Consider the following 20,763-nt stretch of genomic DNA (forward strand, 5'->3'; position numbering starts at 1 on the left):
CGTGTCTAGATAGAAAGCCCTTATCAACGATCCTCTAGCGGGAGAACATCTTGTCATCAAATCCTAAGCGCGTAGTCATAACCGGGGCCGCTGGCCAAATTGCCTACTCTTTGCTATTTCGCATCGCAAATGGCGATCTGCTAGGCAAAGATCAGCCGGTCATTCTGCAGCTTCTGGAGTTGCCACAGGCATTGGCCGCGCTCCGCGGTGTGGTTATGGAATTGCAAGATTGCGCTTTTCCTTTGCTTTCCGGCATCGAAATAAGTGCCGATCCGTATGCCGCTTTTCGCGACGCAGACTATGCCCTGCTGGTAGGGTCTCGCCCGCGTGGCAAAGGAATGGAGCGCCGTGATCTGCTCGCTGCAAATGCTGCGATCTTTCGTAACCAGGGTGAAGCGTTGAACGAGGTTGCCAAGCGCTCTGTGAAAGTGCTCGTCGTTGGTAATCCCGCCAACACGAATGCTTGGATTACACGCCAGTTCGCGATCGATCTACCCGCAGACGCGATTACGGCGATGATCAGACTCGATCACAACCGCGCAGTTTCTCGTCTCGCAGCCCGCTGCGGTGTGCCGATCGATGCTATACGGCAGATGGTTGTATGGGGCAACCATTCGCCTACGATGTATGCAGATTATCGACATGCCCTGGTGAGTGGGCGCGCTGTATCGGAGTTGTTATCCGACGATGCGTGGAATCGCGATGTCTTTATTCCCGAAGTCGCGCGGCGCGGTACGGCAGTCATTGAAGCCCGAGGGGCTTCCTCTGCCGCGTCAGCTGCGAACGCGGCAATTGACCAGATGCGCGACTGGATATCGGGCAGTGATGGCCGGTGGGTATCGATGAGCATCGTATCTGAGGGCGAGTACGGTGTGCCACCCGGGTTAATGTTTGGCATGCCGGTCACGTGCGACGCGGGGACTTATCGGGTCGCTTCGGGCCTCAGCATCGATGCGTTCGCGCGTTCAAGAATCGACGCCTCGGTCGGCGAGTTGATGGAGGAAATCACCGCGGTGCGCGAAATTTTGGGGACGACATCTCACGCTTGAAATAAGCAGGACCAGAAGTTCTTTGGTGAGTGCCGCAGAGAAGCGCCAGACATGTAACTGTTCACTTCGTTGCTTACTTGCATAAGCGGTCTTGCCGTGCTATTTGCCAGCGCATTCAGTCGCCGACCTGCGGATCGCGGTCGGCGGCTCGCCTTGCAGGTTGATCAGCGGGACCAAGTCTTGGGTAGTTGCATTGCGTGGTACCACGATCCACGAGCGTACCGCAATTGCACGGTGTAAGGCTGGATGGTTCTCGAATGGAGAACGCCCAGTCAAAAAATAGCACTTCCTTCAACTTTAAAACGAAATCCATAATAAGAAACATTTTAAAAAAATTGGAGACTAGGCATGGAACAGGCCAACACCGCCGTTCCCGCGTCGATCTTGGCGCGTTTGGATCGCCTCCCGGCAACCAGGTCCATCTGGAAGATGATCGTACTGCTGAGTATGGGCTTCTTCTTCGAGCTTTACGACCTGCTGCTGACTGCTTACATCGCGCCGGGTCTGGTGAACGCAGGCATACTAACTTCCAATACGCCGGCTTTCTTCGGCTCAACGGGAGTTGCGGCGTTTATCGCATCGACGTTTGCTGGACTCGTCGTCGGTACGCTTTGCTGTGGATACATTGCCGACCGCTTCGGCCGTAGAGCGATCTTTACATATTCGCTCCTCTGGTATACGGCAGCCAATACCATCATGGCATTCCAGCATACGGCTATCGGTTTGATTGCATGGCGCTTTGGTTCCGGAATTGGCATCGGACTAGAACTGGTCACCATTGGGGCATATATCACTGAACTTGCCCCGAAGGCCATCAGAGGCCGGGCCTTCGCATGTGAACAGACGATTGGGTTTATCGCGCAGCCGGTTGTAGCGGTACTAGCCTACTTGCTAGTTCCCTATAGCCCGCTGGGCTTCGATGGTTGGCGATGGGTAGTCCTCATTGGTTCGACCTCGGCTGTATTCGTCTGGTGGCTACGCCGAGGACTAGTCGAAAGTCCGCGCTGGCTCTATCAGGCAGGCCGCGTCGATGAGGCCGATGCTGTGGTGAGATCTCTGGAGAGACTGGTGGAACTGGAGATTGGACGAAGTCTTCCCGACATAGAGTCCAGTGCGCCGGCCCAGACTAGCCGCTTACCCATCAGTATATTGTTCAAGGCTCCGTACAGGCGCCGGATGCTGATGATGTCGGTTTTTAACTTCTTCGCGGGAATCGGATATTACGGCTTCACGAGTTGGGTACCGACACTGCTTCTAAAGCAGGGCGCTACGCTCAATACAAGTCTTGGATATTCCACGCTGATTGCTTTGGCGGCGCCGGTGGGACCATTTATCGGTTTGTTCGTTGCTGATAAAGTGGAGCGAAAGTCAGCTATCGTTACCACAGCCATCGTTGCACTATTAACTGGTTTATTGTTTAGTGTTTCGAAAAACGGAATTGCAATCGTTGCTATGGGCGTGGTATTGACGATCGCCAATAACATGCTCGTGTATACATTCCACACCTACCAAAACGAGCTCTTCCCCACGTCGGTCCGATCTCGCGCTGTTGGATTTGTATATTCATGGAGTCGTATTGCTGCGGTGTTTACCGGATTCGCGATCGCGATGATCCTCGAGCGTGCGGGCGTTAAGGGAGTATTCGTCTTTATCGCGTTCGCCTATATGATGTCCGCGGCAGTAGTCGCGGCTTTGGGCCCGAAAACCAAAGGCCGACCACTCGAATACATATCGGGATAGCAATGAAATCATCAGACGTTTATCAGGAAAAGGGATTTAATAAGAGTTTTTCGCTTAGTGCCCCGTTCGGCCTTCTACTAGTGGATTTCTGCGGCGCCTTTGTCCACGGCGATGCACTGGGAGGCGGGAACATCGCGGCGGCGGCTGCTCGGTCAGTCGATCTGCTGAGATACGCGCGGGAGCGTTGTTGGCCGGTAGCGCATGCGAAAATAATTTTCGCGATGGACAAGTCTGATGCGAACGTATGGGCAGAAAAAATACCGCTCCTACTCACACTAACGGAATCAAATCCGGAAGCGGATTTTATTCGTGAGCTGCAGCCCGCACCCGATGAGTTTGTCGTTCAAAAGAATGTGGCTTCGGCGTTTTGGGAGGGCACACTGACTGGATGGCTCCGGTATAAACATCACGTAAAGACGGTTGTTATTGCGGGGTGCACGACGAGCGGTTGTGTGCGAGCGAGTGCCGTCGATGCCGTGTCGTATGGGTTTCGAACCGTTGTTATTACGGATTGCGTTGGAGACCGGTCCATCGCGGCTCATGAAGCCAGCCTCTCGGATTTAAAGGCGAAGTACTCGGAAACCTTGTCGATATCTGAATTCATGAGCATGACTGAGGCGACTACATAGCGGCAAGCGCCAATGCTACCTGGCACCGTGTGGTGGTCGTTCGAGTCTACTGCTGCTTGGCATTCAGATCGACGGGTTTTGGCAGGTACCGCCCGTCGATTGATGGTGGTATTGGTCCGTTTCAGGGAAGTGAGCGTCGATATCGTTTTCAACTCGTTATCCAATCAAAGAGTCATGCATTCTCTATATGAGATCAGGGGTTCTCATAATGTCACTTATCTAAAGGTGACATTGATTAGATAATAAACGCAACGAAGCGTGACTGACGCTGGCTGGCTTAGCGCTACTACAGGGAAATAATTTCCGCCTGCGGAAGCTAATGCTAGTTGTCGACATTGGCGGGCGATGCTAATGCGCGGCTTCTTTCCGCCCAATCCAAGCTGGCGAACTAATCGAGTATGTACCACCCATCTGCTCGCGACTGGCTATTCTCTGCCAGAGCGTTTGTTGCGGCCATGCTTGCGCTGTATCTGGCGCTCTCGCTTGATTTGCCTCGGCCATATTGGGCAATGGCAACCGTCTATGTGGTTTCGAATCCATTTCTGGGGCCTGGTCGCTCGAAATCAGTCTATCGGGTGGTTGGGACGGTCATTGGGGCTGGGATAGCGGTTTTGCTTGTTCCGCCCCTTGCGAATGTACCGTTGATACTGTGTGTATTGGTCGTCTTATGGGTCGCCGTACTTCTTTTTCTTTCGATGTCCGACCGTACCGCGCGAGGCTACGCATTCCTGCTGGCCGGCTATACAACGCTTTTGATTGTGCTGCCGGCGTCGATCGACCCTACCTCGGTTTTTGAAGTTGCGGTTTCGCGCACTGAGGAGGTGGTTCTCGGGATAGTTTGCGCCGGAGTCGTGGGCGCAGTGGTATTTCCGCGCCAATTAGCACCGGCAGTCATAGACTCGGTCGACTCTTGGTTCGACGACGCGATCCTATATACGTCAGAAGCTCTCTCTGGAACGGCAGACGAACAGAAGGTTTATGCATCTCTCCAGCGACTCGCGGCAACGGTCCACAGATTAGAGCTCGGGATAAGCCAGATGAGTTACGACCATGTCACCTCAAGTGTGGTCGAGCGCATGGAGACACTGAGACGAAGAATGAAGTTGTTCCTTCCGATAGTGGTGTCACTCGCGGACGCGCATCGGGCTTTGGTAAAGGAAAGTAGCCCGGCGCTTGACGGATTGGACCGGCTAGTGCACGACGTTTTGGTCTGGATGCGTGCATCCGTCACCGAGGGAAAGAGTTCTCAAGTCCTTAGTGGCATTGCTAGCGGCACATGGAAACAACGTTTGCGGGAAGCTAAGCCTTCACAAGAAGAATTTGCGAATTGGCGCGGTGCACTGCGATCAGATGTACTTTGGCGCCTCGACCAGATTACCGATATATGGCATGACTGTGTTTCCCTTCGGGCCGGAGTGTGGGACAAATCCGCAAATTGGGAACCGAGACTGGATCACTGGCTAGCAGAGAAGAACGATCGATATTTTGACAACGTGAGCATGTTGTTGTCGCTGATATCGGCGGTTGGTGCGATTGCCGTGGTGGGTGTGTTCTGGATCGAAGCTCGATGGGTCGACGGCTCTACCGCAGTCATGCTGGCTGCAATCGCATGTGGCCTGTTTGCTGCACTTGATGAACCGGTACCGCATGTATATCGCTTTTTTTTGGCAATTTTGGCCAGCACAGTACTGGCTGGAGTTTATCTCTTCGTAGCGCTACCTCACGTTCAGGGGTTTCTTCCGTTAGCTGTTTTGTTCGCGGGCCCGTTCATTTTCATTGGGGCATTCATTCCGGGGCCAACGTTTGGTGTGACGGCGATGTTGGTCGCGGTTTTCACTGCCAGGTTCACGAGCATTCAAAGTGTGTACGACGCAAATTTTGAGGAGTTTTTGAATAGTTCCTTGGCAGGCGTCGCAGGCGCATTTTTCGCGGTTGTGTGGACGAAGGTTACTCGACCGTTCGGCTCGGAATTCATTATGGCGCGAATTTTACGCTCGATCTGGTTCAACGTATCGATAGCGAGTAGGCCGATTGCTGCCAAGAAGCGACGTGAAGTGCTTCCAAAGATCTTGGACCAGGTTGTTCAACTGATTCAACGCATTCATCCGGCGGGTGCTCAGTCGTACTTCTCCGTCGAGAGCCTCAGGGACTTGCAGATAGCACTTGTCAGTTCTGACTTGTGTAACGTTCGGGATGTATTGGACGACGGTCTTTCCCAGCAAGTGGAAGATGTGCTTTGGAAAGTGAGTGCCTACTATTCCTCATGCGCTCAAATCGGCTTTCGGCAGATCGTGCCTGTGGACACGCTTTCCAAGATCGATAGTGTTTTAAAAATATTTATGAGTCGTAGTGTAAATATGCACGACAACCGACGCGGTCGAGCGGCTGGCCCACATGCCATGGAGTCGAACATCAGTGATATCCGTGATGCAACACGTGCTCTTATTGGACTACGCCTGTCGCTCCCAAGCGGACCGTATCGAGGATCAGCTTCATTAATTTAGAACGGAGCCTTACGTGCATGATTTGGTGTCTGGGTTGATACGAGCATACCAATGAATTTGGAAATCGATATAGCCGGCGTTTTGATGCCGGCGATTTTGATTGTTGCCATTGCCGCTTATTTTGTAAATTCTATTGTCTGTGCATCGATTTTGTGCGTTTGGCCAAAATGGCCGCAGTGGCTCCGGAATTTGTTGGATTTGAGTTTGTATGTGATCGTATTGGGATTTTTGTTTGAAATTTATTCGGCTTTATCAAGTGAATAGCACTGGTTTCCGCCTGCGTAATTTAATCACGGTGTTGATGTTTTTAGCGCTGGCGATCTTCATCGCCTGGCGCCTCTGTAGCTACTATATGCTGGCTCCGTGGACGCGGGATGGACATATCTATGCAGATACGGTCCGCCTCTCCGCCGACGTGCCAGGGATCATTACGGCCGTCTATGTGACGGATAATCAGCCGGTGAAACGGGGGCAGCCGTTATTTGTAATCGATCAATCGCGCTACGATCTGGCGCGCCAGCAGGCCGAGGCCGAGGTTCAGAGGCGTTTGGTCGCCACCGACCAGGCGCGTCGTGAGTACATGCGGAATGTGGGATTGGGCGATCTCGTTTCACAAGAGGCGCTGGAGGAGAGCAGGGAGCGTCTACAGAGCGATGAATCGGACCTTGTATATTCGCGCACGCTTCTGAACGTGGCTAACCTCAACGTCGGGCGCACTGTTGTGACAAGTCCCGTCGACGGTTATGTCAATGACAAGGCCCCTCATGTTGGCGAGTACGTCGAGAGAGGAAGCCCGATCGTGTCTGTGGTTGACGCAAGTTCATTTTCGGCCGTCAGATATTTCGAAGAGACAAAGCTTAATGGAATCCGCTTGGGGCAGTCGGCGGATATCTATGTAGTCGGCGAGCAGGTGCCATTGCATGGTCGAGTGAAGAGCATTGCAGCCGCAGTCGAGGATCGCGAACGCACCGAAAGTCCAAATCTTTTGCCTAATATCGATCCGAACTTCGCTTGGGTCCGTCTTGAACAACGCATTCCGGTGCGAGTAACGCTGGATGGTACGCCGGACAATCTGCGCTTGGTGGCCGGCCGGACGGCAACGGTCTTCATAAATGAAGCACCAAATAGCGGTGCGATTCAGTGGCGTCTTCGTGGCTCGTCGAGACCTTCGTGGTCGTGGTTTCTCTTTTCGCTCTAAAGTAACATGCTAACGCTTTTTGGCACCCGGTTCGTGATGCCGTACCTGCTGGCGATGCTGGCATTGAGTGCTTGCACGAGCGTCGGCCCAAATTATCACATTCCTCAGGCTGCTTTGATCAACGCACCCCTCGCGAATGCGGAGCTTGATAGCCGCGGTTTGCCGGTGTCGACGGAATCAGTCCCAGCGGACTGGTGGCATTTATTTGACGACCCAAACCTAGATCAATTGGTGCAAGAGGCATTGAGGGCGAATACCGATTTGCGTGTTGCCGAGGCGAACTTGATGCGATCGCATGCGGCTGAGGAGTTCGCAAGCGAACAGGGGGGATGGTCTGGCGGAACTACAGCAACGATTGAACGCACCCAAGAGTCCGCTGAGGAGTACCTGCAGTCGGGCAAGATCCCGGTCGTGTATGGAGGAGATGTCGGGATTGGGGTCTCGTACGAGGTGGATTTGTTTGGAAAAATCAGACGTGGGATTGAGGCCGCGCAGGCAGATTCGCAGGCGATGGAGGCCGCGAAAGATGTGGTGAAGGTGGCGGTGGTCGCTGATGTTGTTCGGGCGTACGTGGAGTCGTGTTCCGCAGCCGAGGAACAGTTGATTGCCGAGGAATCCCTCAGCGTCGGTCAGTTGCGCGCAGACGCTATGAGGAAGCTTCGAGATGCTGGGCGCGTAGCCCAGATCGATGTGAGCAAAGAAGAGACAAAGGTCAGCATTCTGAGGGCCGGTATGCCTGTCTTTGCGGCACGGCGACGTATCGCACAATACAAGCTCGCCGCGCTTCTCTCTCGAGCACCGAGTGACCTCCCTCCTGCCGTCTTCTCCTGCCACGACGTACCTGAGCTCCTTCGCCCAATGCCGATCGGCGATAGCACCTCGATGCTAAGACGACGCCCTGACGTACGCCAAGCAGAAAGGAAATTGGCCGCCGCTACAGCTCGTATTGGTGTGGCTGTCGCCGAACTATATCCGTCGATAACAATCGGCGCATCGGCGGGGTCAACAGGGATTCTCGGTGATTTGCTTTCACCCAGTACCAATCATTGGGCGCTCGGGCCGCTGATCAACTGGACGTTTCCTGAAAACGGGCAGCGCGCGCGGGTGCGTATGGCCCAGGCTCAAGCAGGTGGTGCGCTGGCCGAACTCGACGGCGCGGTGCTCAATGCATTGCGGGAAACGCAGACTAGTCTGGCGGCGTATTCGGCAGATTATCAACGTGTCGTGTCGTTACAAACGGCGTACGAATCCGAAATGAATACTTTGGCACAGACCCGCAGGCTACAGGCAGCCGGCCGCGAGTCAGTTCTTTCCACGCTAGACGCGAGTGGCGATTTAGCGAGCCTACATGCAAGTCTTGCCGCTCAGCAAGGTCAGGTTGCGCTTGACCAAGTTCAGCTCTTTGAGGCGTTGGGAGGTGGCTGGGCACAGAAAGAAGACCAGAATCGAGCGGCTCCGCTTATCAAATGAAGAAGCAGTGCTCTGACGTGGTTCGGGGAGGTAAGGATTGCAGTTATACTGCATTTGATTCGAGCCTTAAATATTAGAGTTTCTTCTTGCGAGCACGAGTTTCCTTAAAGCGTTTCATCTTATAGGCTATTAGATGCTCGATTTCGTCCTTATCTTCGCTCGGTAGTGCATTGAAATCCGGCTGCCTTATTTTCTCCAGCGGCCAACCTCCAACTTCTTTGCTGTGAACGGCTGCTTTGACGGCGACCGAAGACTGTCCCAAGTTGGGGCTAAGCAATTGCCACGTTTCAAGATTAAAAAAACGTGCGATCGCCTCGAGCACCTGAAGAGTGGGATTTCCTTTTCCATATTGAATCGAACCGAGTGTGCCGTCTCCCACCTTCATTTCTCTCGAAAGGTTCAGGCGTGACGTCTCCGGCCGCGTGTCAAGCAGCGCTTTAAGATTCTCCTGAAGAATTTTCCTAGTGTCTAGCATGATATTGCTAGTCTACCGCGAATTTCATCCTATATGTCGCTTGTATGTCTAGCGGCATAGTGCTAGATTTAAGTTGGATCTAGCAGAAAATTAATAGTCATGTCGATCATTACATCCATACGCACAGAATTGCTGGCACGAAAGGGTAACTGGAGAAAAATCTGTAGCGATACGAATCTTTCCTACTGGTGGCTAACGAAGTTTGCCCAGGGGCGTATCAGCAACCCGGGCACGGTCAATCTCGAAATCCTCAAAACCTATCTCGAAAAGGAGGGCGCCATTCTCCGGCAAGGGGAAGAACGCGATGAGCAGTAAACCGTGAAATGTTTCTGGGCGTAGGCATTAACGCGGTTCCAGTCGTCTCTCCCGTACTTCCTCACCATACCGATATAGAAATCGGTCGTAGTGTTGTTTAGCCAGGCTGTCTTTGACGGGGTGTAAAGGCACACGCCTGCATGATTTCGGTGAGGGCAAGCTTATGCGTGAGCTTAAGGAGGCTCTGTACGGTGACGATCACATAGGCTCAATCGAGAGTCGGTTGCTGCGGTGGGGCCGTGTTTCGCGCGCAGGTCCGGACGGGTTGAACCCGTCTGATCTCCGTGAATACGAGTTAATCACGAGGGCCTGGCGGCGTCTGGCCGTGCCGTATCGCGAGATGATCAAGATGGTCTATGTATGGCGGGTGAACCGCGAGGTCATCTGTCGTCGCCTGCATATCAGGCGGTCGCCCGTCACGTTTTACGATCTGGAGCTGGCCGCCGCGCGGCGCGCGATAATCGCTGAAATCCGGAAGCAGCTCGCCGATGCCGGTTTCTGATCGGCACAGTTTCCAGGCGGATTTCTTGACACACGCATTTGCGCTTCTATACTTGCTTTCACAACCTGATTTCCGGTCCGGCCTAAGCCGACCGAGTTTCCACCCAGCGGTGGGTCCGATGTAGCCAGGCGACCGACGCCCGTACTTTGGCCGGAATCAGTCCAGATCCGTCAAGCCCGTGATCAGCATTGCTGACACGGGCTTTTGTTTTGCACGCTGATTTCTCTCGTCGTTTTTCGTCGTCCCGCTACAGCGGATCGTGCCGCGCCATGACGTAGCGACGGCAATGAAGACACTGGCGATCTGGACGCAGAAGGGCGGCGTAGGCAAGACGGCACTAGCCTGCCAGCTTGGGCATGTATTGCATGCTCGCGGTCATCGCGTGCTCGTGATTGATCTGGACAGCCAGGGCAATGCGGGGGCCGCGCTCCTGCGCGCGGAGAAGGCCGTCGCGCTATCGATGACGGCCGCGTCGCTGCTGATGAACGGCAACCTGGCCGTGGCGTTGCCCGATGTCGCGTTCGCCGTGATCCGCGCCACTCCCGAGCTGGTCCGCGTTCCCGAGCAGCCCGACGAATTCGGCCGTTTTCACACCAACCTGCAGACTAACCTCGCGCGCGTCGCGCCGGCCTTCGACGTCTGCCTGATCGACTGCCCGCCGTCGGACGACCTGCGTGTGCTGCTTGCGTTGACGGTAGCCGGCTTCGTGCTCAGTCCGATCCAGCTGAATCAGGAAGCGATCGAAGGCATCGTCAGGACGCTGCGCGGCACGCGCGGCGTGGAACGCATCCGCGAGAAATTCAATCCCTCGCTGCGGTTCCTCGGCATCGTGCCGAATATGGTCGAGGCGACCGCGCTGCAAAAGCGCAATTTCATCGAGGTCCTGGAGAGCTTCGGCCGCTATCTCATGATGGACGGGCGAGGCAATCCGCTGCGTGTCCTGCGACGCTCTTCCATTGCGGAAGCGCAGGAGCTGGGCGTCGCGTTGCCGGAACTTGGACGCAGCAAGACGGCGGCACGCGACGCGTGGGTAGAGCTTGCGCCGGTGCTCAACCGGATTGCCGATCTGGTGATGGCGGATTCGCCGGCCGAGTCTGCGGAATTGCCTGCCGTGGAGGTCGATCATGGCGCTTGACCTGTCCATGCTCGACGACCCGCACGCGAATACGGCAGGAGCGGTGCTGGATCTGCCGATCGTCGAGATCGAAGAAGATCCGGAGCAGCCGCGCAAGACGTTTTCCCAGGCATCGCTCGATGCGATGGCTAAACGCATTCGCCAGAAAGGGCAGGTGGAAGTGCCTATCACGGTACGGCCGAAGCGCCAGGGCAAGTATCGCCTGATCGACGGTGCGCGTCGCTACCGTTCGTCGTGCATCGCGGGTATGGCTACGATCCGCGCCATCGTTGAAGCGGACCATGTGCTCGATCCGTATACGCAGGTCGTCGTCAATCTGCAGCGTGACGAGCTGACGCCGATAGACTTGGCTCAATTTATCGCGGGGCGCCGTGTCGCAGGCGATGCGCTTGGGACGATCGCAGAAGCGATTGGCATCAGCGCGCGGGATGTGACGGCGCACCTGTCACTTCTCGATGCGCCGGCGTCGATCCTCAAGGCTTTTCAGGCTGAACGAATTCGCAGCGTGCATGGTGTTTATGACCTGTGCCGACTGCATGCACAGCATGTCGACGCTGTAGAAGCGTTCATGGTCGAGCATGCCGATCTGGATATCACGCGCAGCATGATTCTCCATTTGCAGGAAGTCCTCCGGCACGAGAGCAATCCAATCGACGACACACTGAATCCGGGTGTGAATCTGCCTGCCGAGTCCGATGCGGGTGAGGCACTTGCTCCCGATATGTCGGCTGACTTGGCATCGCCACAGGACGGCGACAGCGTGGCGTTGACCGCGCAGGTGCCAGCCGCGCATGCATTGCCTTTCCACAACCCCGATATCGAGCGAGCGGCCAAGCCGCCCAGGCTCGATGATCCCACGCGGATTCGCAAACCCTTGCTACTCGCTGATTACGAAGGCAGCGCGGTGATGCTGCGCCTCGATCGCAAGCCGACAGCACCGGGCTTGGCTTTCATCAAATACGAAGATGGGCGTGGCGAGCTGGAGGTCGAGCTCGGCGTGCTCCGCAACTGGACCCTCACCGATTCGAAGGTGCAGTCATGAAGCGCACGATTCAACGATTTTTCCGTCATCTGCTGGTGTGGGCGTCACTGGCGCTGACTCTGTCCGTGGTGCCAACGATGGCGTACGCCGATGACTGGGGCTGTCAGGTGCTGCTGTGCCTCGCTAATCCGGGCGGCCCGGAGCAATACGGCGCGTGCGTGCCGCCGATCGAAAAGCTCTGGAAGGCCCTGAGTCACGGCGATCCGTTTCCGAGCTGCGATTTCAGCGCGGGTCTCGCCAGCCTGCCGCCTGATGTGCGTAATGCGATTCCGGCCGCATGGCTTGCGAATCTCGGTGTAGGTACCGGTGCCTCGAACACCTGGGCGAGCAGCGGCTATTGCCGGGAAGATTTGCTGTACTGGGGCGGCCCCGACGATAGTCTCCCGCTGTGCCGGGCATCCGGCGCGATCAACGTCGTGATCGACGGCCAGCTCTATACGCGCGTCTGGTGGGGGACGAATGGCGCGGCGGGGAGTTCGACCATCACTGAATATTACGGTCCGCCCGGTATGTCGGCCGTGTCGGATCAGGCCGCGTATGACCCGACGCAGGCGCTCGCACTCTGGAGGCAGGCGCAGGACGACGATTCGCGCTGGAATCGATAAGGAGCGCGACGATGATCTCTATCGATCTCCCCGTGCTTGTCGCGCAATGTGCGCCGGGTGTCCACCCGGTCACGATGCAAGCCGTGGTGCGTACTGAGTCTGGCGGTAACCCGTATGCCATCGGCGTCGTCGGCGGGCGTCTCGCCCGTCAACCCCGTACGTTGGGCGAAGCTGTTGCGACCGCCAATGCGCTGGCGCGTGCTGGATGGAACTACAGCGTAGGTCTAGCGCAGGTGAATCGCGATCATCTGGCCGAATATGGGTTGGTCGGCGCCGCAGCATTCGACGCTTGCCGCAATCTGCAGGCCGGGGCCGACATTCTCGCCCGATGCTATGCACGGGCGGCAGGCCGTGGACAGGCCGGTCAAGTCGCGCTGCGCGACGGTCTGTCCTGCTATACCAGCGGCAATTTCCAGACGGGCTATCGAACTGGCTACGTGCAGCGCGTGGTGACGAATGTCAGCGAGGCTTCGGTCCCGACACCGCGGCCTGTCGTGCCCGCTCTCGATGTACGCGAAGTTATCCCTGTGATACCGGCAGCGGGTTCGACAGGCGACGCGGCGCGCAGCACGCGCCAGGCACATCCTGTCCGTTCTGGCGGGGCCGTGTCGTCTGGTGCGGCCGACGAGGCGGAGCGGCCTAACGGGACAGATGCGATCGAAGTCCCCGACAACAGCGCGGTGGTGTTCTGATGAAAGCCCTTATTCTTGCCGAAAAGCCCTCGGTCGCGGGCGACATCGCGGCCGCGCTGGGTGGGTTCTCGCAGGTCGAAAAAAATGTATTCGAGCGCGATGATCTGGTGGTGACCTGCGCGGCCGGCCATCTGATCGGGATTGCCGCGCCCGAGGCGATCGCGCACCTGACGCCGGTGATTCCGCAGCAGTTTTCCCTGGTCGTGCGCGAGACGGCGTCGGAGCGACTGAAGGCCGTGCTCAGGCAGATGCGCCGCAGCGACGTGGGCACGCTGATCAACGCCTGCGACGCGGGCCGGGAGGGCGAGCTGATTTTCCGGTTGATCGTCGAATTCGGACAGAGCAATAAGCCGGTCCGCCGCATGTGGTTGCAATCGATGACGCCGCAGGCGATCCGCGACAGCTTTGCCGCGATGCGGACCGATGAGCAGATGCGGCCGCTTGCGGCGGCAGCGCGTGCCCGTGCCGAAGCAGACTGGATCGTCGGAATCAACGGGTCACGCCTGTGCCGGAAGCTGACAGGCGTGACCACGCCGGTCGGTCGTGTGCAGACGCCGACCCTCATGCTGGTAGTCGAACGCGAAGAAGCGATTCACCGGTTTCAGCCGCGCACCTATCACGAGGTGCATCTGAAAATATTGCTGCAGGCAGGCGAATTCGTTGCACGCTGGCAGAACCCGGAGGGCGGGGCGCTGGGTGCGATCGAATCGAATGCCGTTGATGCGGGCGCTGCCGAGCGCCGCGAACGGATCTGGAACGTGCAGGCCGCCAACGCGATCGCGGCACGCTGCGCCGGGCGCGATCTGGAATGCATCACGGACGACACGCAGCCGTCGAGGCGCGCGGCACCGTCCTTGTTCGATCTGACCAGCTTGCAGCGTGAGGCGAACCGGCTCTACGGTCTGTCGGCGAAACAGACCCTCGATCTGGCGCAGGTGCTGTATCAGGACCGCAAGGTACTGACCTATCCGCGTACCGATGCGAAGGCACTGCCCGAGGACTATGTGCCGGCCATCACGAAGATCATCGGCACGCTGACGGAAGGCCCGTATGCCGCCCAGGCGCGGCGCATTCTCGAGGGTAGGTGGATTCGGCCGACGAAGCGGATCTTCGATAACGGCAAGATCAGCGATCACTTCGCGATCATCCCGACGGGCGCATCCGCGTCCGGCCTGTCGGAAGCGGAATGGACGATCTACGACCTGGTCGTGCGTCGTACGCTCGCAGCGTTCTATCCGGACGCGGAGTTTTCCGTGACCACGCGCACGGTCGAGCTGCCGGACGATGTTTTCGTCGCGCGCGGGCGGGTCATGGTGCAGCCAGGATGGCTCGCCGTCTATCGCGGAGAGATTGAGGGTGACGGTCAAGGGGCACAGGCCGATGCGTCGACAGCGCTGCCGGCCCTGAAAGCCGGCGAGGCCGGCCGTAACGCAGGCGTGTCGGTGGTCGAAGGAAAGACACGTGCGCCCGCCCGGTACACCGAGGCCACGTTGCTGTCCGCAATGGAGCATGCGGGGCGCCAGGTCGAAGACGAAGCGTTGCGCGAGACGATGGCCGAGCGCGGGCTTGGCACGCCGGCCACGCGCGCGGCAACGATCGAAGGTTTGCTGGCGGATGGCTATCTGGAGCGCCAGAAAAAGCTGCTCGTGCCGACAGTCCGTGCGTTTTCGCTCAAGAAACTACTGGTCACGCTACAGGGAGAAGCCTTGCTGTCGCCGATCCTCACGGGCGAATGGGAGTCCCGGCTTCGCGCAATCGAGCGCGGTGAGGCGTCGGCCGTGGGGTTTCGCGGGCCGGTCGAGGCCTTCGTGTATGCGCTTGCGAAACGTACCGATGCGCTCGAGGCCGCAGTGCTCGCGAGCAACCCGCTGTGTCCGGCCTGTGGCAAGCCGTTGCGCCGCGTAGTCGGCAAGCACGGCCCGTTCTGGAGCTGTTCGACGTATCCCGCGTGCAACACGGTTCTGCCCGATGAACAGGGGCGTCCCGGCCGGCCGCGACCGAAACCTGCCATCAGCCAGTTCAAATGCACGTGCGGCGCGGGCCTCGTGCATCGGACCGGCACGTCGAAGAAAACCCGCAAGCCCTACGACCTGTGGTCGTGCAGCGCCTATCCGAAATGCAAGAACGCTTACGGTGACCGCGATGGTCATCCCGATATCACGAATGCTCCTGTTGAGTAACGCTGCCTAGTTTCCCGGTTTTTTCAAGCAATAGGCGAAGGCGCTAGATCAGACGCGATCTCGGCGGGGAGTTGCTTCGCTTGAATTCAGGATAACGAATTGAGGTAAGGCATGAAAAAGAACCAACGTCGTATCGAGACCTGCCTGCAGGTGATGGGTGCGAGCCTGCTTGCACTCTTGCTGGCGGACCCGGCCTGCGCACAGATCACCTCGCAGGCGAGCACGATCCTAAACGACATCTCGACGGGGCTGATGGCGATCGGTGTCGTAATCTGCACGATCGCGCTGATGTGGGCGGGTTTCAAGGTCATGTTCCAGCATGCACGCTTTGGCGAGATCGCGAACATCTTCATCGGTGCGATGCTGGTGGGCGGGGCGTCGACAATTGCTGGCGTGCTGCTGTCCGGCAGCTCGACGTAAGCGGGGAGATGCGCCATGTCCTCCCTCGACCTACGCGACGAGATTTTCAAAGGCTGCACCCGGCCGGCCATGATGATGGGCGTGCCGATCGGTCCGTTTATCGGCGCGGTCGGCTCGCTCCTGATCATCGGCATGTGGACCTTCACTGTGTCGCCAGTCGCGGCGCTTGTCGTGCTGTCGATGCTGGTGCCGGTCGTGGTCACGATGCGCGCGATCACGCGTTACGACGATCAGCGGCTGCGGCAGACCTTCATGCGCTTGCGCCTGCGGCTGTTGCAGCGCAACCGGGCGTTCTGGGGCGCGCACGCCTATTCGCCGACCGGGAAATTCCGTCGAAGGGGTAGCGAGACCGGCGCCACGCCGAAGTTCGATGCCGAGGCGGCGCGCGAGGTGCCGGTGGCCGATTTCGTGCCGTACTCGTCGCAACTGACGGACACGATCATCCGCACACGCGAGGGCGATTTCCTGCGGATCTTTCGCCTGGAGGGAATTGCTTTCGAGACGGCCGATCCGGTCGATATCCTTGCGCGCCACGACGGATTCAATAGCTTGGTGCGCAGTTTCGGCACGGGCAACGTGTCGCTGTGGTCGCACCGCATCAGCCGGCGCGTGAACGACCGGCTTCATTCGCGCTATGCGAACGAGCGGATCGATGCGATGGCGGATGCCTATTACGACGGCTTCGCTGGCTACCGGATGATGGCGCGCGATCAGTATCTGACCGTGATCTATCGGCCGGTGCGCACGAAGAGCGGCAAAGTGCTGCGCCAGGCGCCGCGCACGATCGACGCGATCCGCGAGACCGAGCGCGCGGCAATCAAGGCACTCGACGACCTGGGCCGCGACGTGATGCAAAGTCTCGCGCGCTATCGCCCCGAGCCTTTGGGCACCTATCAGCACAACGGTCGCGAGTATTCGCGTGCGCTCGAATTCCTGGGCTATCTGCTCAATCGCGTCTGGGAGCGCGTGCCGGTGCCGTCAGGTCGCATTGCCGAAGCCTTGCCGACTTCGCGTTTGTTCTTCGGCGGCGAGAAGCTCGAATTCAGGACCGCGAGCGGACGCCAATACGGCGTGATGCTCGACCTGAAAGATTACCCGGAGACGTCCGAGCCGGGCATGCTCAACGGTCTGCTGTACGGGAATTTCGAGTGCATCGAGACCCAGAGCTTTTCGGTCCTCGACCGGACAAGCGCCAAGACGGTGCTCGAGCGTCAACGCGGCCGGCTGATCGCGGGCGAGGATGCAGCGAGCTCGCAGATCGCCGCGATGGATCAGGCGCTCGACGGGCTGGTCAACGGCACCTTCGTGCTCGGCGAGTACCACTATTCGCTGGCCGTGTTCGGCGAAACCCAGGCGGAGGCCGAGCGGGCAGCCTCGATAGCGCGCGCGACCCTGCAGGATGCCGGCTTTCAGGCGGCGATGGTAGATCTCGTGGCCGATGCCGCCTGGTTCGCCCAGTTGCCGGCGAACTGGCGCTACCGCACGCGAGAGGCGACGCTGAGCTCGCGCAATTTCTGCGGCCTGTCGAGTTTCCACAATTTCATGTCCGGCAAGCGTAACGGCAATCCGTGGGGCGAGGCGATCGCGATCCTGCGCTCGCCGAGCGGCCAGCCCGTCTATCTGAACTGCCATGTGACGCCCGAGGACAAGGATTCGTTCGACGCGAAGGCGCTCGCGCATACGCTGATCGTGGGGCAGGCCGGCTCCGGCAAGACCGCGCTGGAGATGTTCATGCTCGCCATGCTCACGAAATACGGCGTGTCGCTGGCGCTGTTCGACAAGGACCGCGGCTGCGAGATCGCGATTCGCTGGATGGGCGGTACCTATCTGCGCATGCGGCGAGGTGAATCGACGGGGCTCAATCCGTTCTGGCTTGACCCGACGCCGGGCAATGTGGATTTCTGGGTGCGTGTCGTGACGCGTTGCGTGACGCGTGCGGACAAGCCGCCGACCACGAAGCAGGAAGGGGATATCTGGACGGCCGTGCAGGCAGTCGCCGGCATGCCCAGGGAAGCAAGGCGCCTGTCGATGGTGCTCCAGTTGCTGCCGAAGGACGGCGAGGACAGTCTGTACGAGCGCCTGGCGAAGTGGTGCCGGCCAGGGCGTCTCGGTTGGGTGCTCGACAATGCGACCGACCAGATCGCCGGTTCGATGGCACAGAGCCAGATTTTCGGCTTCGATGACACCGAGCTCGTCGACGACGCCGAGATTGCGCCGCTCGTCACGATGACGATGCTGCATTACACCGACCTCAAGATCGACGGCAATCGCTTCGTGGTGGTGCTGGCCGAATTCTGGAAGCGCCTGCAGAGCGACGTGTATACGAGCTTCGCCGAGGACATGCAGCGCACCGGTCGCAAGGAGAACACGTTTGCGATCTACGACACGCAATCGCCGGCCGAAGTGCTCGCGAGTCCTGCTGCGAAGGCGCTGATCGGCCAGATGGCGACGGTCATCTACCTGCCGAACCCGACCGCCGACGGGGCCGACTACGTTGACGGCTTCAAGCTGTCGAAGGCCGAATTCGAGATCGTGCGCAACCTGGGCGAGACCAGCCGCCGCGCGCTGATCAAACAGGGTTCGCGCTCGTGCGTGGTGACGCTCGATCTGTCCGGTCTCAAGGCTGGCCAGGGCGAAGCGATCGACATCCTGTCGGGATCGAAGGACAACGTCGAGCTGCTCGACGAGATCCGCGCCGAGGTCGGCGACGATCCACAGGCCTGGCTGCCGGTGTTCCAGCAGCGGCTCGGCGCGCGGCGGGCAGTGGAGCATGACGCTAGGCAGAAGATCCGCGCCCATCCGATCACGCCGTTTGCGATCCATGCATCGGGGCACAACTCGACGGAGGCACGTCATGGCTAACGGCGTGTTCTCGATGGTCGGCAATGGTATCGAAAGCGGGATCGGTACCTATGTGACGCATACGTCGACGGCGCTATCGAGTGCTCTGGTGCCCGTGGTCACGACAGCCGTAACGGTGTGGGTGATGGCCTATGGGTTCGCCGTGATGCGCGGCGAGGCATCGGAATCCGTACCGGCGTTCGCCTGGCGGGCTGTCAAGGTCGCAATCCTGCTGGCGGTGGCGCTCGGCAGCGGAATTTACCAGTCCACGGTCATTACCGACGTGGAGAACGGCACAGGCATGCTTGCGCAGACCATCGCGCAGGCGGGTGGCGGTACGTGCTCGGCCAACGTGTCGGGAGTGACGGGAACGGGCAGCACGTCGGCGAACAGCGTCTATGCGGCACTCGATTGCTACGACGCACAGCTCGGCGCCGTCGTCACGACTGATGTCAATCATGCCTCGCAGGCGGGCTTGACCGACTTCGGTGCGGCAATGGGTTATCTCGCCAGCGCCATCATCGTGGCCTTCGGCGGCTGCGTGTTTCTGCTGGTTGCCTGTCTCGAGACCGTGCTGGCCCGGGTGTTTCTCGATCTGGTGCTCGGCATCGGGCCGCTCTTCATCGCCTGTGGCGCCTTCGAGCCGTCGCGGCGCTTCTTCGATGCGTGGACCGGCAAGGTCGTGAGCTACTGCCTGCTGCAAGTCCTGATCGCGGCATTCCTCGGCATCGCGCTCGCGGTGTTCTCGTCGGAAACGGCGTCCCTCACGGGCCTGTCCTCTCTGCCAGCGGCGTCCGACAGCGGCAACCTCTACACCACGCTCGTCAACCAGATGATGGATTCGTCGTCCTCGACGGTCACCGACGACCAGTATTTCATCGACGCGCTCGGCATGCTCGTGACTGGCATTTTCCTCGCGATGCTGTGCTGGCAGTTGCCGTCGGTCGCGGCGGCCCTCGGCGGTGGCAGTGCCGTGACGGGGATCGGCGCTTTCGCGGCCGGACTCGCGAGCCGGACCGTGGCTGATGCTGCGGGCACGGCGCTCAGCCAGTTTTTGCTGGGCAAGGGGCCTGGCAGTGGCGGCAGCATTTCGCGCGGCGGCGCGGGCGGGCCGGGCAGTCCCGGCGGGGGCGGGGCACGACCGGCCTACCAGCGTGCTGTGATGGACAACCTGAATCGGGGAAGATCATGAAACAGATAGTCAAGGCGTGCCAGCCGGCGCGTCGGCCGATCGGCCAGCGCATTGTCGCTGTGTACATCGTGGCGCTGATGGTCACGGTTCCGCCTGCGGCGCGTGCGCAGGGCATTCCCGTCTTCGACGCATCGGCCGTCGCACAGATGCTGCTCACGGTCAGCAACCTGCAGCAGCAGGTCCAGCAACTGATGACGACGTACAACTCGCTGACGGGCGTACGCGGCTTTGGAAGCCTCCTGAGCAACCCGATCGTGGCGCAGTCCTTGCCGGCCAACTGGCAGAGCATCTATACGGCGATCCAGCAGGGTGGCTATTCGGGCCTGACGGGTGCGGCGCAGGCTCTGCGTTCGGCGAGCCAGATCTACAACTGCCAGAACCAGGCCGGCATCGACCAGCGGATCTGCCAGCGTACGCTCAACAAGCCGTTCCAGGACAAGGCGCTTGCCCAGCAGGCCTATCAGACCGAGCTCAATGAGCTGAATCAGGTGCAGTCGCTCGTGCAGCAGATCAACCAGACCCAAGACCCGAAGGGAATCGCTGAACTGCAGGGCCGTATTGCCGGCGAGCAGGCCGCGATCCAGCAGGAAACGACCAAGCTGCAACTGTTCAAGATGATGGCCGAAACCGAAGACCACCTCGTGGCCGAGCAACAGCACGAACTCGATCTGCAACGCTCGTCGAGCGGGCAGCGCGCCCAGGACCGACTGACGCCGGTGACCTTCGACTAATCATCCTTTCTCGATCATGAACACATTCCTTTCAATAATATTA

19 protein-coding genes are annotated in these 20,763 nt (G+C 58.9%); 18 read left to right on the top strand and 1 reads right to left on the bottom strand.

The genetic code is table 11. The features are described 5' to 3' along the window. Window positions 1-50 precede the first annotated feature (50 nt). The 7 genes from BLU17_RS27060 (at window position 51) to BLU17_RS27085 (ending at window position 8,590) form a co-directional block, all read left to right on the top strand. Window positions 51-1,049 (top strand): malate dehydrogenase, encoded by a 999-nt coding sequence (locus BLU17_RS27060; protein WP_092003987.1) that lies wholly within the window; start codon window positions 51-53, stop codon window positions 1,047-1,049. A gap of 348 nt (window positions 1,050-1,397) precedes the next feature. Beyond that, window positions 1,398-2,789 (top strand): MFS transporter, encoded by a 1,392-nt coding sequence (locus BLU17_RS27065; protein WP_092003991.1) that lies wholly within the window; start codon window positions 1,398-1,400, stop codon window positions 2,787-2,789. A gap of 2 nt (window positions 2,790-2,791) precedes the next feature. Further along, complete coding sequence (locus BLU17_RS27070) at window positions 2,792-3,418, top strand: isochorismatase family protein (protein WP_092003994.1); 627 nt, start codon at window positions 2,792-2,794, stop codon at window positions 3,416-3,418. A gap of 398 nt (window positions 3,419-3,816) precedes the next feature. Then, window positions 3,817-5,922, top strand: coding sequence for an FUSC family protein (locus tag BLU17_RS27075; RefSeq protein WP_092003998.1), 2,106 nt, complete (start codon window positions 3,817-3,819; stop codon window positions 5,920-5,922). Window positions 5,923-5,973: 51 nt separating this feature from the next. After that, entirely contained in the window at window positions 5,974-6,186 is a 213-nt protein-coding gene (locus BLU17_RS32700) for a DUF1656 domain-containing protein (protein ID WP_143189348.1), read from the top strand. Then, the gene (locus BLU17_RS27080; protein WP_143189349.1) at window positions 6,155-7,120 is read left to right on the top strand and encodes an efflux RND transporter periplasmic adaptor subunit; all 966 of its coding nucleotides are present in this window, start codon (window positions 6,155-6,157) and stop codon (window positions 7,118-7,120) included. The genes BLU17_RS32700 and BLU17_RS27080 overlap by 32 nt, the downstream gene beginning before the upstream one ends. A 6-nt stretch (window positions 7,121-7,126) precedes the next feature. After that, a complete protein-coding gene (locus BLU17_RS27085; protein WP_245747029.1) occupies window positions 7,127-8,590 on the top strand; it encodes an efflux transporter outer membrane subunit in 1,464 nt (487 codons plus the stop codon). A 73-nt stretch (window positions 8,591-8,663) separates the two neighbouring features. On the opposite strand, the gene BLU17_RS27090 is transcribed toward BLU17_RS27085, so the two are convergent. Beyond that, on the bottom strand, window positions 8,664-9,065 hold the full coding sequence (locus tag BLU17_RS27090) for a hypothetical protein (RefSeq protein WP_092004004.1): 402 nt from the start codon (window positions 9,063-9,065) through the stop codon (window positions 8,664-8,666). A 99-nt stretch (window positions 9,066-9,164) separates the two neighbouring features. Between BLU17_RS27090 and BLU17_RS27095 the strand changes: the two genes are divergently transcribed. From BLU17_RS27095 to virB5, 11 genes are all read left to right on the top strand, one after another. Next, complete coding sequence (locus BLU17_RS27095; protein ID WP_092004007.1) at window positions 9,165-9,380, top strand: hypothetical protein; 216 nt, start codon at window positions 9,165-9,167, stop codon at window positions 9,378-9,380. 340 nt (window positions 9,381-9,720) lie between these two features. Further along, window positions 9,721-9,882, top strand: a complete 162-nt coding sequence (locus tag BLU17_RS34010) for a hypothetical protein (protein WP_245747030.1) — start codon at window positions 9,721-9,723, stop codon at window positions 9,880-9,882. A gap of 286 nt (window positions 9,883-10,168) precedes the next feature. Next, the gene (locus BLU17_RS27105) at window positions 10,169-11,017 is read left to right on the top strand and encodes a ParA family protein (RefSeq protein WP_092004013.1); all 849 of its coding nucleotides are present in this window, start codon (window positions 10,169-10,171) and stop codon (window positions 11,015-11,017) included. Then, a complete protein-coding gene (locus tag BLU17_RS27110) occupies window positions 11,007-12,059 on the top strand; it encodes a ParB/RepB/Spo0J family partition protein (protein ID WP_092004016.1) in 1,053 nt (350 codons plus the stop codon). The genes BLU17_RS27105 and BLU17_RS27110 overlap by 11 nt, the downstream gene beginning before the upstream one ends. Further along, entirely contained in the window at window positions 12,056-12,664 is a 609-nt protein-coding gene (locus BLU17_RS27115) for a hypothetical protein (RefSeq protein ID WP_092004019.1), read from the top strand. Before BLU17_RS27110 ends, BLU17_RS27115 begins: the two co-directional genes overlap by 4 nt. 11 nt (window positions 12,665-12,675) lie before the next feature. Beyond that, on the top strand, window positions 12,676-13,356 hold the full coding sequence (locus BLU17_RS27120) for a lytic transglycosylase domain-containing protein (RefSeq protein ID WP_092004022.1): 681 nt from the start codon (window positions 12,676-12,678) through the stop codon (window positions 13,354-13,356). Beyond that, window positions 13,356-15,536, top strand: coding sequence for a DNA topoisomerase (locus BLU17_RS27125; protein WP_092004025.1), 2,181 nt, complete (start codon window positions 13,356-13,358; stop codon window positions 15,534-15,536). The genes BLU17_RS27120 and BLU17_RS27125 overlap by 1 nt, the downstream gene beginning before the upstream one ends. Window positions 15,537-15,647: 111 nt before the next feature. Next, the gene (locus BLU17_RS27130) at window positions 15,648-15,956 is read left to right on the top strand and encodes a TrbC/VirB2 family protein (RefSeq protein WP_092004029.1); all 309 of its coding nucleotides are present in this window, start codon (window positions 15,648-15,650) and stop codon (window positions 15,954-15,956) included. A 15-nt stretch (window positions 15,957-15,971) separates the two neighbouring features. Continuing rightward, complete coding sequence (locus BLU17_RS27135) at window positions 15,972-18,818, top strand: VirB4 family type IV secretion/conjugal transfer ATPase (protein WP_092004032.1); 2,847 nt, start codon at window positions 15,972-15,974, stop codon at window positions 18,816-18,818. Next, window positions 18,811-19,989 carry a TrbL/VirB6 family protein gene (locus BLU17_RS27140; RefSeq protein WP_092004035.1) on the top strand — a complete coding sequence of 393 codons (1,179 nt, stop codon included), beginning with the start codon at window positions 18,811-18,813 and terminating at the stop codon, window positions 19,987-19,989. Before BLU17_RS27135 ends, BLU17_RS27140 begins: the two co-directional genes overlap by 8 nt. Beyond that, window positions 19,986-20,720, top strand: a complete 735-nt coding sequence (gene virB5, locus BLU17_RS27145) for a P-type DNA transfer protein VirB5 (RefSeq protein ID WP_092004038.1) — start codon at window positions 19,986-19,988, stop codon at window positions 20,718-20,720. Before BLU17_RS27140 ends, virB5 begins: the two co-directional genes overlap by 4 nt. Window positions 20,721-20,763: the final 43 nt, after the last annotated feature.

The sequence above is a fragment of the Paraburkholderia lycopersici genome (assembly GCF_900096975.1).
Classification (GTDB): Bacteria; Pseudomonadota; Gammaproteobacteria; order Burkholderiales; family Burkholderiaceae; genus Paraburkholderia; species Paraburkholderia lycopersici.